Source organism: Methylopila henanensis (assembly GCF_042681025.1).
In the GTDB taxonomy this organism is placed as follows: domain Bacteria; phylum Pseudomonadota; class Alphaproteobacteria; order Rhizobiales; family Methylopilaceae; genus Methylopila; species Methylopila henanensis.
Window position 1 is genome coordinate 692,012 of sequence record NZ_JBHUER010000010.1, and the last position, 13,324, is coordinate 705,335.

The 13,324-nt window shown below is 67.7% G+C and carries 12 protein-coding genes; 5 read left to right on the forward strand and 7 right to left on the reverse strand.

Translation table 11 applies throughout. The features are described 5' to 3' along the window. Window positions 1-4 precede the first annotated feature (4 nt). On the reverse strand, window positions 5-766 hold the full coding sequence (locus ACFSCV_RS16450) for an SDR family oxidoreductase (RefSeq protein ID WP_378800644.1): 762 nt from the start codon (window positions 764-766) through the stop codon (window positions 5-7). 30 nt (window positions 767-796) lie between these two features. Beyond that, window positions 797-1,957: an MFS transporter gene (locus ACFSCV_RS16455; RefSeq protein ID WP_378800645.1), complete on the reverse strand. Its 1,161-nt coding sequence runs from the start codon at window positions 1,955-1,957 to the stop codon at window positions 797-799. A 112-nt stretch (window positions 1,958-2,069) separates the two neighbouring features. Here ACFSCV_RS16455 and gcvA point away from each other — a divergent pair, with 112 nt between their 5' ends. Further along, the gene (gcvA, locus tag ACFSCV_RS16460) at window positions 2,070-2,972 is read left to right on the forward strand and encodes a transcriptional regulator GcvA (RefSeq protein WP_378800646.1); all 903 of its coding nucleotides are present in this window, start codon (window positions 2,070-2,072) and stop codon (window positions 2,970-2,972) included. A 223-nt stretch (window positions 2,973-3,195) separates the two neighbouring features. Here the strand turns inward: gcvA and ACFSCV_RS16465 are convergent, their stop codons facing one another. The 5 genes from ACFSCV_RS16465 to ACFSCV_RS16485 all read right to left on the reverse strand — a co-directional run bounded on the left by ACFSCV_RS16465 (window position 3,196) and on the right by ACFSCV_RS16485 (window position 8,831). Continuing rightward, window positions 3,196-4,152, reverse strand: a complete 957-nt coding sequence (locus ACFSCV_RS16465; protein WP_378800647.1) for a FecR family protein — start codon at window positions 4,150-4,152, stop codon at window positions 3,196-3,198. A gap of 99 nt (window positions 4,153-4,251) precedes the next feature. Then, the gene (locus tag ACFSCV_RS16470; RefSeq protein WP_378800648.1) at window positions 4,252-4,824 is read right to left on the reverse strand and encodes an RNA polymerase sigma factor; all 573 of its coding nucleotides are present in this window, start codon (window positions 4,822-4,824) and stop codon (window positions 4,252-4,254) included. Window positions 4,825-5,137: 313 nt separating this feature from the next. After that, the gene (locus ACFSCV_RS16475; RefSeq protein WP_378800649.1) at window positions 5,138-5,266 is read right to left on the reverse strand and encodes a hypothetical protein; all 129 of its coding nucleotides are present in this window, start codon (window positions 5,264-5,266) and stop codon (window positions 5,138-5,140) included. 101 nt (window positions 5,267-5,367) lie between these two features. Next, window positions 5,368-7,653 (reverse strand): TonB-dependent receptor, encoded by a 2,286-nt coding sequence (locus ACFSCV_RS16480; protein WP_378800650.1) that lies wholly within the window; start codon window positions 7,651-7,653, stop codon window positions 5,368-5,370. A 497-nt stretch (window positions 7,654-8,150) separates the two neighbouring features. Continuing rightward, window positions 8,151-8,831: a GntR family transcriptional regulator gene (locus ACFSCV_RS16485; protein ID WP_378800651.1), complete on the reverse strand. Its 681-nt coding sequence runs from the start codon at window positions 8,829-8,831 to the stop codon at window positions 8,151-8,153. A 338-nt stretch (window positions 8,832-9,169) separates the two neighbouring features. Between ACFSCV_RS16485 and ACFSCV_RS16490 the strand changes: the two genes are divergently transcribed. The 4 genes from ACFSCV_RS16490 to dctP all read left to right on the forward strand — a co-directional run bounded on the left by ACFSCV_RS16490 (window position 9,170) and on the right by dctP (window position 13,253). Next, window positions 9,170-9,730, forward strand: coding sequence for a TRAP transporter small permease (locus ACFSCV_RS16490; protein ID WP_378800652.1), 561 nt, complete (start codon window positions 9,170-9,172; stop codon window positions 9,728-9,730). Then, a complete protein-coding gene (locus ACFSCV_RS16495; protein ID WP_378800653.1) occupies window positions 9,727-11,013 on the forward strand; it encodes a TRAP transporter large permease in 1,287 nt (428 codons plus the stop codon). The genes ACFSCV_RS16490 and ACFSCV_RS16495 overlap by 4 nt, the downstream gene beginning before the upstream one ends. Window positions 11,014-11,075: 62 nt before the next feature. Then, the gene (locus tag ACFSCV_RS16500; RefSeq protein ID WP_378800654.1) at window positions 11,076-12,194 is read left to right on the forward strand and encodes a mandelate racemase/muconate lactonizing enzyme family protein; all 1,119 of its coding nucleotides are present in this window, start codon (window positions 11,076-11,078) and stop codon (window positions 12,192-12,194) included. A gap of 90 nt (window positions 12,195-12,284) precedes the next feature. Continuing rightward, on the forward strand, window positions 12,285-13,253 hold the full coding sequence (gene dctP / locus ACFSCV_RS16505) for a TRAP transporter substrate-binding protein DctP (protein ID WP_378800655.1): 969 nt from the start codon (window positions 12,285-12,287) through the stop codon (window positions 13,251-13,253). Window positions 13,254-13,324: the final 71 nt, after the last annotated feature.

Sequence of the window (13,324 nt, forward strand, 5' to 3'; positions counted from 1 at the left end):
CGCCTCACTTTCCTCCGGTCACGTCCAGGAACGCGCCCGTGACGAAGGACGCCTCTTCGCCCGCGAGCCACAGGATCGCTCGCGCGACCTCTTCGGGCTGGCCGCCACGTCCCATCGGGATCGTGTCCTTCACTCGGTCGACCCGGCCCGGCTCACCGCCGCTCGCGTGCATGTCCGTGTAGATGTGCCCGGGGCGGACGCAGCAGACTCGGATTCCCTCGCGCGCGACCTCCTTGGCGAAACCGGTCGTGAAGGTCTCGAGCGCGCCCTTCGAGGCGGCGTAGTCGACATATTCTCCGGGGCTGCCGAGCCGCGCCGCCGCGGAGGACACATTGATCACGACCCCGCCCCGGCCGCCATGGCGATGCGACATCCGCCTCGCGGCCTGCTGGGCGCACAGGATCGGGCCGATCGCGTTCACGGCGAAGATGCGCTGCATGCGTTCGAAGCCGAGATCCTCCAGCCGGGACTGGCGAGCGAGCATCGCGGCGTTGTTCACCAGCACGTCGAGCCGACCGAAGGTCTGGTCGGTGGCCGCGAAAAGGTCCGCGACCTGGGCCGGGTCGGCGCTGTCCGCGCGCATCGCCAGCGCCCGGCGACCGGCGGTCTCGACGTCCGCCGCCACCGTGCGAGCGGCGGCCTCGTCGGCGACGAAGCTGATCGCCACGTCGTAGCCTCGCGCGGCGGCGAGACGGGCGGTCGCGGCGCCGACGCCGCGGCCTCCGCCCGTGATCAGAATGACAGGCGCCTGGGCGGCGGTCTCCATGTTCGAACCTCCGGATCGAGAAGCGGCGCGTCAACGCGCCGTCAGGCGTGGGGCCAGCAGAATGGCGAGCGGCAGGGTGGCCAGCGCTGTCGCCGCGGCGCTCGTCATGCCCCATGACCAGCCGCCGACGTCGCCGAGCGCGCCATAGAGCACCGGGGCGGCCGCCCCCGCGCCGATGACGAAGGTGTAGAAGACCGCGAAGGCGTGCTCGACCCGACCGGTCGGCGCGAGCTCCGGCACGGTTCCGTAGAGAACGGACGACGTCCCGTTGAGCGCTACTCCGACGAATGGAAGAAGCGCGAAAGCGAGGCCCAGAGGGGCCGCCATCGCCATGACGATAAGGCAGACCGTGGCCCCCTCGGTCAGCAGCGTCGCGCGCAGCACGCCGACCCGCTGGCCGAGCCATCCGCAGGCGAACTTTCCGAGCGCGCCGCCGATGAACACGACCGCGAACGCCGTACCGATCGCCGGCAGGCCCGCGCCCTTCGCCTGCAGCATGAAGGGCAGGAAGGTGAGGAAGCCCATCCGGGCGGCCGTATCGAGCCCGCCGATGGCGCACAGCAACCGGAAGCCCCCGCGGCCTTCGCCGGACGGCGCGGCCCCCTCAACCTTCGGCGCGGAGATCTTCGGCATGATCACGACGGTCGCCGCAATCACGAGCCCAAGCGCCGCGACGAGCCAAAGCGCATGACGCCAGGGCATTGCGACGACCAGCAGCGAGGTGAGCGCCGGGAGCGCGGCCTTCCCGAGATCGCCCGTGAAGTTGTAGGTCCCGATCGGCCCTCGCGCCGCAGATCCGTAAGCCCGGGAGACCGCGGCCGACGCCACGGGATGCTGGACGCTCGATCCGGCGCCCGACAAGGCGAGGCTCGCGCAGAGCCCCAGCGCGCCGCCGGACAGGCCGGCCAGCAGATAGCCGATCGCGGCCAGGACCGTGCCCGCCGCGAGGATCACGCGCCCATCGATCCGTTCGGCGAGACGGCCGGCCGGCACCTGCAGAGCGGCCATCGCCCCGGCGTAGAGACCACGCAGCACCGCGAGCAGGCTGTAGCTGAGACCGAACTCGGCCTGCCAGATCGGCAGCAGCACATAGATCAGGTCGGTGTAGCCGTCGTGCAGGGCGTGCAGCAGGCCGGAGACGGCGAGCGTGCGGTTCGCGCGACGTCGATCGGGGGCGTCCAGAACGGTCATCGGGATGCGTGCGCAGGAGGCTAGCGTGAGAAGGTGACTCACACGTTGCCCGCTGGAAGACCTCGCGACAAACGAGTTATCCTGACGTTTCATGTGAGGAAAACTGACGCAGATGAGCCGCCGCCTTCCGCCGCTGAACGCGCTGCGCGTCTTCGAGACAGCGGGGCGGCGGCAGAGTTTCACCGAGGCCGCGCAGGAGCTCGGCCTCACCCATGGGGCCGTCAGCCGGCAAGTGCGCCTGCTCGAGGACTGGCTGGGACACGCGCTGTTCGCGAGGAGCCATCGGCGCGTCACGCTCACCGAGCGCGGAGCCGCCTACCTCGGCGAGATCGGCCCGGCATTGGACCGGATCGCCGCCGCGACCGCCCGGCAGATCGAGCAGCGCTCGTCGCGGCTGCTGCGGGTCAACGCGCTCGCGACCTTCACGCTGCGCTGGCTGATCCCCCGACTGTCCGCGTTCCAGATGGCGCATCCCCATCTCGAGGTGCGCCTGACCACGTCGAACGCCCGGATTCCCGATCTGAAGGACCCCTATGACGTCGCGATCCGGGGTGGCCCGGACCTGGTTCCGGGCCACGTCGCCCAGGCGTTCCTGTCCGAGACACGGATTCCGGTCTGCAGCCCGGCGCTGATCGATCGCCAGCCTCTTTCATGTCCGCAGGATCTCGCCCGACACACGCTTCTGCATTCCGCGACGCTGCCGGGCGTCTGGGCGCAATGGCTGGTGGCGGCGCGGGTCCCGGATCTTGAGCCGGCTCGCTCCATCACGCTCGAGCACTTCTACCTGACGCTCCAGGCGGCGCTCGACGGCGTCGGGGTCGCCATGGGACCGACCGCGCTTGTCGCCGACGATGTCGCCGCGGGACGGCTCGTCGTCCCCTTTGACCAGCCCGCGCTGCCGGCGCGCAGCTATTACGCCTACGTGCCGGAGAGCTTTGCGGACGATCCCGCGGTCCGATCGTTCTGCGGATGGCTCCGTCGGACCGCTCAAGGCTCCAGAACCGCGCAGGCCTGAACGTCCGTTTTGGCTGGAGTCTGGATGGCCGCTTTGGCGCACTGCGACGCTACGCGAGCCACCAGGGTCAAGCGTTGGCGGGGCTTGTTTTTGGTCGGGGCGGGCCTTCGCAAAGTCAGCTTTGACTTGCGGCAGGCGCCCATCAGCCTGTCGGACGCGCGCGTCGCTTCCCGCGCTAAACGACGACGCGCCGCTCGATAAATATCTATCGGGCGCGCCGGGATCAGCTGTGAATTATGATGAGCGGGCCAAGGCGCGTCACGCCGATACCGAGAGACTGTTTCAGAAATTCCAGCGTGGCGTCCGTGTCGGCGATGGCGATCGTGCCGCTCACCCGCCGCTGCGCCAAGCCGCCGCCGGAAAGGACGATCCGACCGGAAAAGTGGCGCCCCATCTCCTCGATCACATAGGCCAGCGGCGCGTCGTCCACGACGAGCCGCCCTCGCCGCCACGCCAGCGCGAGATCTCCGTCCGTGGCCCGGCTGCGGACCGTTCGCGTCTCACGGTCGATCACCGCCTGCTGGTTCTGCCCGATCCGGGCCGGGCCGGCCGCGCCGTCTTGGAGCTCGACCTGAACTGCGTTGTGCGTGACCGTCACGTCTGTCTCGGTCGCGCCCAGACGCACGTCGAAAGCCGTGCCGAGGGCCGTCACGCGGACCTGCCCGGCCTCCACGGTGAAGGGACGTGCGGGATCGGGCGCGACGTCAAAGAACGCCTGCCCCCGCAGAAGCCGCACGATCCGGCGGCCGCTATCGTAATCTTCAGCAATGGCGGACGAGGCGTTGAGCTGCACGATCGTGCCGTCGGAAAGCGTCAGCGTCGGCGTCGTTCCGGTTCCGGCGATCGCATCCGCGCGAAGCCGCATCGGTCCGTCCAACATCACGAAGAGAGAGCCGGAGAGGAACAGCGCGAGAGCGGCGGCCACGATCGGCTTGATCCGCGGACGGGGATCGGTCCCGAACTCCCGCAGCGCCGGATCCGACCCGATCGCCATGGGCGCGTCCGCCATGAGACGCTCCGCGAGCTCATAGACGCGCCGCCCGTCCGGGTTCGCCTCGAGCCAGCGCATGAAATCGGCGTCGTCCGCTCCGGCGCGTCCGCCCTCGCGATGTTTCAGCGCCCAGCCGGAGGCTTCATCATACAGTTTTCGCTGCGAGCGCGTCGCGCGAGTGTCCCCCATGGGGTCCGCCTCTCGTCCTTCCTCTCATCTTGAAGACGAGCGAACGGCCGTCCCCGGGACGTACGCGGAGCGCAAGCGCGACCATCAGACGGCTGAAAATCAGCGGCTCCACGACCAGACGGCCAGCTCGATCTCTACCGCCACCAGCCGCTCCAGACAATGCGACAGCGCCTGCCGCAGGTGACGGTCGACCATGTTGCGGGTGATGTTAAGTCGGGTCGCGATGTCATCCGCCGTCAGTCCGTGGAAACGGTGGAGGATGAACACCGCGCGCCGGCGCGCCGGCAGTTCGGCTATGGCGCCCCGCAGGATCGCGATGCGCGCCTCGACCTCCAGCATGCGCTCCGGCGATGCGTCTTCGGCGACAAGCGAGGCCTCATGCTCGCCCCCCGAGAACAGCGCCGCCTCGAAACGGTCGCGGCGGAAGCGGTCGATGCCCAGATTGGCCGCCGCGCGGCAGAGGTAGGCTTTGAGGGAGCGCTTGTCGCGCAGCACGCCCGGCTGGGCCGCGAGCTTGAGATAGAGGTCGTGCACGATGTCGAAGGCGTTGACGCCGCTTCGACGCGCCGCCGCCGCGACGATCTCATGGTAGTAATCTTCGATCGCCCGGTTGAGAAGCTCGGCGCCGTCGAGGTCGCTCACGCGGGGCGCTGAGCCCGTCAGTGTTGGCATAGCTTCGTCTTCGTCCACGGCGGGTTCGCAGCGAGGGACCGCCGCCCGTCTGCGTCGCGCATACTGGCGCTCAAGCAAAACACGCGCAAGAACAATGACTTAGAACGAGTCTAGACAGACGCCCGGAACAAAGAAACAAGGCTTGAGACGAACGGGCGATCGTTTGATCCCACTCGGCTTTTCGACGGCGGGCCGTTTGGCGATCGCACGCGACCCAAGCGCCAAACACCGCGCGAGTGACCACGCTGCAACACGCGATCGAGCCCGTCGGCGCCCAGACGAAGAATCCGCTCCCCGTTGGGCGCTCCGGTCTTCAGCGGTCGGCCAGCACTTCGCCGGCCGCACTGTGGGGAGCATCTTCCAGATGCGGGTTGGCGAACGTCTCCGCCGTCAGCCTGTCGCCCTGCGACGGATCGTACCCGCTCACCACCACGAGCAGCACGTCGCCCTGAAGACCATCGGCGCCGCTGTGATCTTCGGGGACGTCCTTCTGCGCCGATCGAACAGTCGAGGCGGAGCCGTGCGGCTCCGCCTTCTTCGACGTCAGAACTTCACCTTGACGTTCATTCCGACGGATCGGCGCGGCCCAAGCGTGCCGTAGCGTGGCGACGCGTCGCGCTCGATGAAGGTGAGGTAGCGTTCATCGAGCAGGTTTTCGGCGAAGGCGTTGATCTCCCAGTTGTCCTTCCGGTAGCCGGCCTGGGCGTTGACGATGATGCGGGGGTCGACCCGATCGGGCGGACCGACCTCGAGACGGCTGAGGTAGCTCGAGGTGTACTTGGCGTCGCCGCCCACGTAGACGCCGTTCTCGAACTGGTAGCGGCCGCCGAAGCCTAGGGACCATTCCGGCGCCTCCGGGAACGGTTTTCCGGATAGGTCGCCGTGGCTCGCGTGCGTGAAGTCCTCGAACTTGGTGTTCAGGTAACCCAGCGACGCGTAGACGCTGAGCCGCTCGCTGACCCTGAAGGTCGGCTCGATCTCGAAGCCCCAGGAGCGCGACGACGCGGCGTTCACCGTCTCGCGAAGCCACGGCCTGCTCGGATCGGACAGCACTTCGATCTGCTGATCTTTGTACTTGGTGAAAAACAGATTCATGTTGAGCATCAGCCGGTCGTCGAGGAAACGGCCCTTGTAGAACACCTCGTAATTTCGCGCTCTTTCCGGGTCATAGTATCTGGATTCCCGTGTCTCGGAATCGAGATAGTAACCGCCGGTGCGGAAGCCTTCCGCATAGACCACGCCGACCTTGTGGCCTTCGGCGACGTCTTTCGACAGGCCGACCTTCGGCACGAAGTTGACTTCGTCAAATGCGGCGCGGTCGTCGTAGGGAGCGGGCGTTCCGCCATAGGGGTAGGTGTCGGCGCCCTTCTGGACGGTCTTCTCGCGCAGGTAGTCCACGCGGCCGCCCAGCGTGACATGCCAGGTGGGAAGCACCTCGTAGGTCGCCTCGCCGAAGGCCGCGAAGTTGGTCGTCTTGCGGTCGAAGTCCTCGGCGAGCTCGAGATACGGCACGATGGCGGCGCCGAATACGGAGTCGTAGTGCTGGTAGCTGCCGAACACGCCGGCGACCCATTTCAGGCGATCATGCTCGTAATTGAGGCGGAGCTCCTGGGAAAACAGGGTGTCCTTGACCGTGCCGTCGATGCCGTCGGCGAGGCCCTCCGTCCCCGTGTCGATGGAAAGGCGCCGCGTCCGTCCGTAGTTCAGGCCAGACTGCGACGTCAGCTTTAGGGCGTCCGTAATCTCGTGTGAGGCCTCGAGGCCGAGATTGTGCACCTTGATCTGCCGGAACTCGGCGTAGGTGGGGAAGGCCTGCCAGTCGCCGCGCTCGTCATCGAGATCGAAGCCGGCCCCGGCGCCGATCAACCGCTCGTTCGGACGGTCGTTCGAGAAGGAGTAGCTGAGGATCGCCCGGGTTCCCGGCAGCTCCTTCGGCTCGAAAAGAACCTTGGCCCGGACGCTCTGGCTGATCTCCGTCCGGAAGTCGTCGTAATTCTTGAAGTGTCGGTAGCTCGGATAGTCGATCGTGGTCTTGCCGCGCTCGAAGGCGCCGGCGACGCGGACCGCGATTTGGTCCTGGACGACCGGCGCATTCAGCACGAAGGCCGACCCGATGGTCGCGTTGTTGCCGACGGTCGCGGAGACCTCGCCGCCGGGCTGGAACGTGGGGTCCTTCGTGCGCACGTAGATCGCGCCGGCGGTGGCGGCGCGGCCGCTCAGCGTCGTCTGCGGCCCGCGATAGACTTCGACCTGCTCCGCGTCCCACAGGTTGCGGGCGCCGAAGCGCGCGCTGTAGCGGGTCTGCAGGATGCCGTCCACGTAGAGCGAGCCCAACGGCGCGCCCGCCGGGGTGAAGCCTTCCGAGCTCATGCCGCGGATGACGAACCCGGAGTTGGCGAAGGCGGCGTCCATGACGTTGCCGAGGCGCCGGTACGACTCCTGTAAGGTGCGTATCTGGCCGTCCTCGATCTCCGACGCCGTCACCACCCCGACGCTCGAGCTCGTGTCCTGAAGGTTGGTCGTGGTCTTGGCCCCGTAGACCGTGATCGGTTCGAGGGCGATGGCGTCCTCGCCCGCCTCCCCGCTCGCGGCCGCCGGGGCCGGCGCGCTCTCGGTGGTGAGCACGACCCTGTCCACGCCGGCGAAGCTCGCGTGCAGCCCTGTCCCCGCGAGCAACGCGGACAGCGCCTGCTCGGACGTCAGGCGGCCGCTCACGCCTTTGGTCGTCCGCCCCTGCGTCAGCTTGGCGTCGAACAGGATCAGGAGGTTCGCCTGCGCGGCAAGCCGGTTGAGAGCCTGCGTCAGCGGACCTGGGGGGATGGCGATCATATCCGCGGAGGCGCGCGCCGGCGGCGCCTCCGCGCGGGCGGCGGATGGGGCCCCCATCGTGGTCGCGAGAAGAGCGCCGGCCAACACGGCGAGCCGCCGCCCTCCCGACCTCTTCGACATCGAACGCGTCAGCGTCTGCGCAGACATGAGAACCCCCCGGTTCGGGCGGCTCCCGCGCGCCGCCATCTGATCCTGCGAGCGGCGTCCGTTTCGCCCGCTCAACAGGTTCACGATCGGAGGGCGGCGATTGGGACATCGGCCAAAACTTTTTCCGCCAAAGCCGGCTCTTGCGTCCGTCTGCGGAGCGGATGGGGGTGGGTCTTCAAAGCCCACACCTGCGTGCAGGCGTCCCGTTCTACGCTCGAGGCCTTGCTACCAGAGCTGTCGTCGCGGGACGGCGGCTCCCGGATCGGACGGGACAAACAGGAACGACCTCCCTCCGCTCACGGCTGACGCCATCGCGGCGCGGCTGAATGACGGGAGGGCGCCGGCGAACGTCAGAGCGGCGTGCGGATTTCCAGGGGGCTTTCCGTTTTCTCCCGGCCTTTCTCGCGGAGATAGGCCACGATCTCTGCGCCGCTCCGCATGCTGTGGGCCTTGGCCGCGATTTCGGCGCCTGCGACGTCGCCTCTGAGGACCGGATCGATCAGATCGAAGTGACGCTCGACCACGGTCGGGGCGCTCTTCACCACGACCGTCGAAGAGGCGATGTAAAGCCGCACCTGATTGGCGATCATGTCGTAATGGTCGCCGAGGCGGCGATTGCCCGAGAGCGCCACCAGCGTGCGGTGAAGCGCCATATCGGCGTCGACCAGTTCGTCGACGCGCCCGTTCTCGGCCGCGACCCGCAGCGCCTCGAACGCCGCCTCGACGGCGCGGCGGCCGTCGGCATCGATCCGCTCCGCGCCGAGCCGCGCCGCGAGCGCTTCGAGGCTTGAACGCAGCGCCGACAGCTCCTCGGCGTCCTCGGCGCTCAGCGCCGCGACGTCCCAGCCGCTATAGGGCCGCTGCACCACGAGCCCTTCGGTCACGAGGCGCTGGAGCGCGGCGCGCACCGTTCCGCGCGAGAGGCCGAACTGCTCGGCGAGCTTGACCTCGGTCAGCCGCGAGCCCTGCTCGAGAGCGCCGCTCACGATCGCGCTGCGCAGGCTTTCGGCCGCCGCACGATCGAGGCTCACCTTTTTCGGCGCCTTAAGAGCGCTCAGTCCCGTCATGCCGCCGTCCTTGCGGCAAAGCCGCGTGCCCCGACTCGATGGGTACACCATCGCCCATGAAATTGTCGACAATCAAGATTGTTCGCCGTCTCTTATGAGCCCGCGAAACCTGTCTCGGCCAGCCAATCATAATAGTTCAAACTCCCGGCTTATGACGCGTTCATGATCAGCGTCGCCCGCCTTTTGGGCTTGACCTGAGCTTCCACAGCCAATTGTCTGATTGTCAACAATCTGGCTTCGGACCTTCCAATGACGGATTTCGGCTTGTCCCTTTCCCGCCCCGGCGGCGTCGGAAGCGCCGCGTGACGGCGGCGGCCGGCAGCAGAGCGGCGGGCTCAGCGCTTTCGGCGGTGCGCGCGGTCGACCGGGCGGTGCTCGGCGTCAACCGCGCCTTCATGATCGCGGCGCTCGCCGCCATGGCCGTGATGGTCTTCGTCAGCGTCTCGCTGCGCTACCTCACCGACGACGCGATCCTCTGGGCCGAGGAGCTCAGTCGCTATCTGATGATCTGGCTCTGCCTGATCGGCGTCGGGCCGGTGTTGCGGCTCGGGGGCCATGTGGCGGTCGACAATCTCCATGTCGCGGTCCCGCCCGCGGCGGCGCGCGCGCTGCGTGTCGTGGTGGTGGCGATCGTGGCGGGCTTCGCGCTTTACATGGTCTGGGCCGGCCTCGGCTACGTCGCGCGTTCCTGGCGGCAGACGACGCCCGTGCTGCACATCCCCTTCGCCTATGTCGCGATGGCCGTTCCGGTCGGCTTCGGCCTCAGCGTCTGGCACCTCCTCATGATCCTCGTGCCGTATGTGCGAGACGGCGCCTTCGAGGCGTCCGAGGACCTCGATCCGGAAGAGGCGTCCGCGGCATGACGGCCGGCGTTCTCTTCGGCGGGCTGGTCCTGTTTCTGGCGCTCGGCGTGCCGATCGCCTTCGCGCTGGGCGCGGCGACCCTGACCGCGGTGCTCGGCGCCGGCCTCAATCCGATCGCCGTCACGCAGAAGCTGGTCTCGGGGCTCGACAGCTTTCCGCTGATGGCGATCCCGTTCTTCCTGCTCGCCGCCGAACTGATGACGAGCGGCGCGCTCGCTGAAGTGCTGCTGCGCTTCGCGTCGATGTTCGTCGGGCACAAGCGCGGCGGCCTCGGGCACACCAACATCCTGACCATCACGTTCTTCTCCGGCATATCGGGCTCCGCGCTCGCGGACGCCGCCGGCCCCGGCTCGCTGCTGATCCGGATGATGCGCAAGTCCGGCTATCCGCCGGCCTATGCGGCTGCGCTCACCGCGGCCGCCTCGATCGTCGGGCCGATCATCCCGCCGTCGATCGTCATGATCCTCTATGCGCTCGCCGACGAGGGCGTCTCGGTGCTGCGCCTCTTCATGGCGGGCGTCGTGCCGGGCCTCATGATCTCGGCGGCGATGATCGGCTACAACGCCTGGGCCAGCCACCGCCGTGACTTCCGGGGCGAAGGCGAGCCCCCCGGCCTCAACGAGATCCTGCGCACGAGCTGGCGCGCGATCCCCGCGCTGCTGCTGCCGACGCTGATCGTGGTCGGGGTTCATTCCGGGGCGTTCACGCCGACCGAAGCCTCCGTGATCGCGGTGTTCTACGCGCTGTTCTGCGGCATGGCGATTTATCGCACGATCAGCTGGTCGATGCTGCCGCAGCTCATCGCGCGCACCGCCTTCATGAGCGCCGCGATCCTGCTGATCATCGCCGCGTCCTCGGCCTTCGCCTGGATGCTGACCTATACCCAGACGCCGCAGGTGCTCACCGCCTGGATCCAGGGGCTCGGCCTGTCGCCGATCATGTTCCTGCTGGCGGTCAACGTCTTCCTGCTGCTGTTCGGCATCTTCATCGAGCCGCTGCCGGGCGTGCTGGTGGTCGCCCCGATCCTCGCCCCGATGGCGGCCGCGCTCGGCATCGACCCGACGCATTTCGCCATCGTGGTCATCGTGAACCTCAACCTCGGGATGATCACGCCCCCGGTCGCGAGCCTGCTCGCGGTCACCGGCATGATCGCCAAGGTGCGGATGGCCGATCTCAACCGCGAGATCTACCCGATGCTCGCGATCCAGATCCTCGTGCTGCTGCTGCTCACCTTCGTGCCCGTGCTCAGCACCGGCCTGCCTGACCTGATGGGCGCCAAATGAGCGCCCTTCGCATGACCCCTCGGAGTATCGACGTGAACATCGCCCAGCGTAGCGGCGCGGACATGAGCGCGACTTCGGCCGCCGGCCGGATCGCCAAGGCCGAATGCATCCTCGTCACCATCCCGTTCGACAGCGGCGGCCTGCCGGTCTGGAGCTTCACCAGCAATCCGAAGAACACGTTCGACGTGATGCTGGTGCGGATCGAGACCGACACCGGCCTCGTCGGCTGGGGCGAAGCGTTTTCGCGGGCCGAGGACGTGGCCCTCAGGAGCCTCATCGAGACCCGCATCTTCCCCGTGATCATCGGGGAGGAGGCGAACGCCATCTCGAAGATCAAGCACAAGCTCGAATTCGGCCTGCAGAACTTCGGCCGCGTCGGCCCGACCATGTACGCGATCTCGGCGGTCGACATCGCGCTCTGGGACATCGCGGGCAAGGCCGCCAAGCTTCCGCTCGTCGACCTGATCGGCGGTCCCTTCGCGAAGGACGTCGAGGTCTACGCCAGCCTGCTGCGCTACGGCTCGGCCGAGGGCGTCGCCAAGGCGACGCGCAAGGCGATCAGCGAGGGCTACCGCTACGTCAAGCTGCACGACATCAAGTTCGAGGAGGTCGCGGCGGCCGTCGAGGAAGCGGGCGACAAAGCCGCTGTCATGCTCGACGTCAACTGCCCGTGGACGGTTTCAGAAGCCCTCGCCATGGACGCGCGGCTTTCGAAGCTGAACCTGCTTTGGCTGGAAGAACCGATCTTCCCGCCGGACGACTATCGCGGCCTTGCTAAGATCAGGGCGACGGGGCGTCATCGCATCGCGCTTGGCGAGAACGCGGGATCGCTGCGCGACTTCGTGGCGATGGCCGACGCCCAAGCGATCGACATCGCCCAGCCCGACGTCGCCAAGACCGGCGGCGTGACGGAGCTCCTCAAGATCGCGGCCTTCTGCGACGCGAGCGCGATCGAGTTCATTCCGCATTGCGCGATCTTCGGGCCGGGCCAGCTTGCGACCGTCCACATCAACGCCGCGCAGCGCGCGACGCCGCTGCTCGAGCGCCTCTACTTCGATTTCGAAGCCGAGTTGTACGGCGACGCGATGCTGCCGAAGGCCGGCAAGCTCGCCGTCCCGACCGGGCCCGGCCTTGGCTTCGATCCCGACATGGGCGTCGTCGACAGGTTCCGCGTCGCCTGACCCTTCAAGAACCATGGCCCGCGGGGACAAGCCGGCGGCCGAACGGGAAGCGCACTGAAGTCCAAACGTCCCACGATCGGAGAAGCACAGATGAAAGCCCTTTTTGTCGCCGCGGCCATGCTGATGGGCTTCGCGGCTCCGGCGGTGGCCCAGACCACCACCCTGAAATACGCCTTCGTCAACCCGATGAGCAGCCACTTCGGCGCGGCCGCGACGACCTTCAAGGAGTTCGTCGAGAAGGAAAGCGCCGGCAAGATCAAGGTCGACATCTTCCCCGGCGGCGCGCTTGGCGGCGAGCGCGAGATCGTCGAGAGCCTGCAGCTCGGCACGGTCGACATGGCCATGACCGGCACCTCGATCATGGGCAACTTCGTGCCCGAAGTGCTGCTCTATGACGTCCCGTTCCTGTTCAAGGACACCCGCCAGGCCCGCGCCGTGCTCGACGGCCAGATCGGCAAGGACGTGCTCGCGAAGTTCGAGGACAAGGATCTTGTCGGCCTCGGCTACGGCGAGAACGGCTTCAAGATGCTGACCAACAACAAGAAGCCCGTGCTGAAGCCCGAGGACCTCGTCGGCATGACGATCCGCGTGCAGGAGAACGAGATCCACATCGCGGCCTTCAAGCAGCTCGGCGCCCGTCCGACCCCGATCGCCTGGCCGGAGCTCTACGCCGCCCTCCAGCAGGGCGTCGTCGACGGCCAGGACAACCCGATCTCGAACGTGCTCTCGGCCAAGTTCTTCCAGGTGCAGAAATACGGCACGCTGCTGCGCCACGTCTTCGCCCCGACCGTGATCACCATGTCGTCGGCGACTTGGGGCAAGCTCTCCGACGCCGACAAGGCGATCGTGCAGGCGGCTGTGGCCAAGGCGGTCGCGACCCAGCGCGCCGCGGTCGACGAGTACGAGACCAGCGGCCTCGCCAAGCTGAAGGAAGGCGGCATGCAGATCGTCGAAACGGTCGATACGGCGGCCTTCGTCGAGAAGCTCGCGCCAGCGAACGAAATCTTCGCCAAGCGCTTCGGCCAGGACAAGTTCGACGCGATCCGCGCCATGAACTGAGAATCGCCGGGCGGCGATCGAACCCTCGATCGTCGTCCGGCGCCGGCGCCATCCGCGTTCCTCCCGCGGGT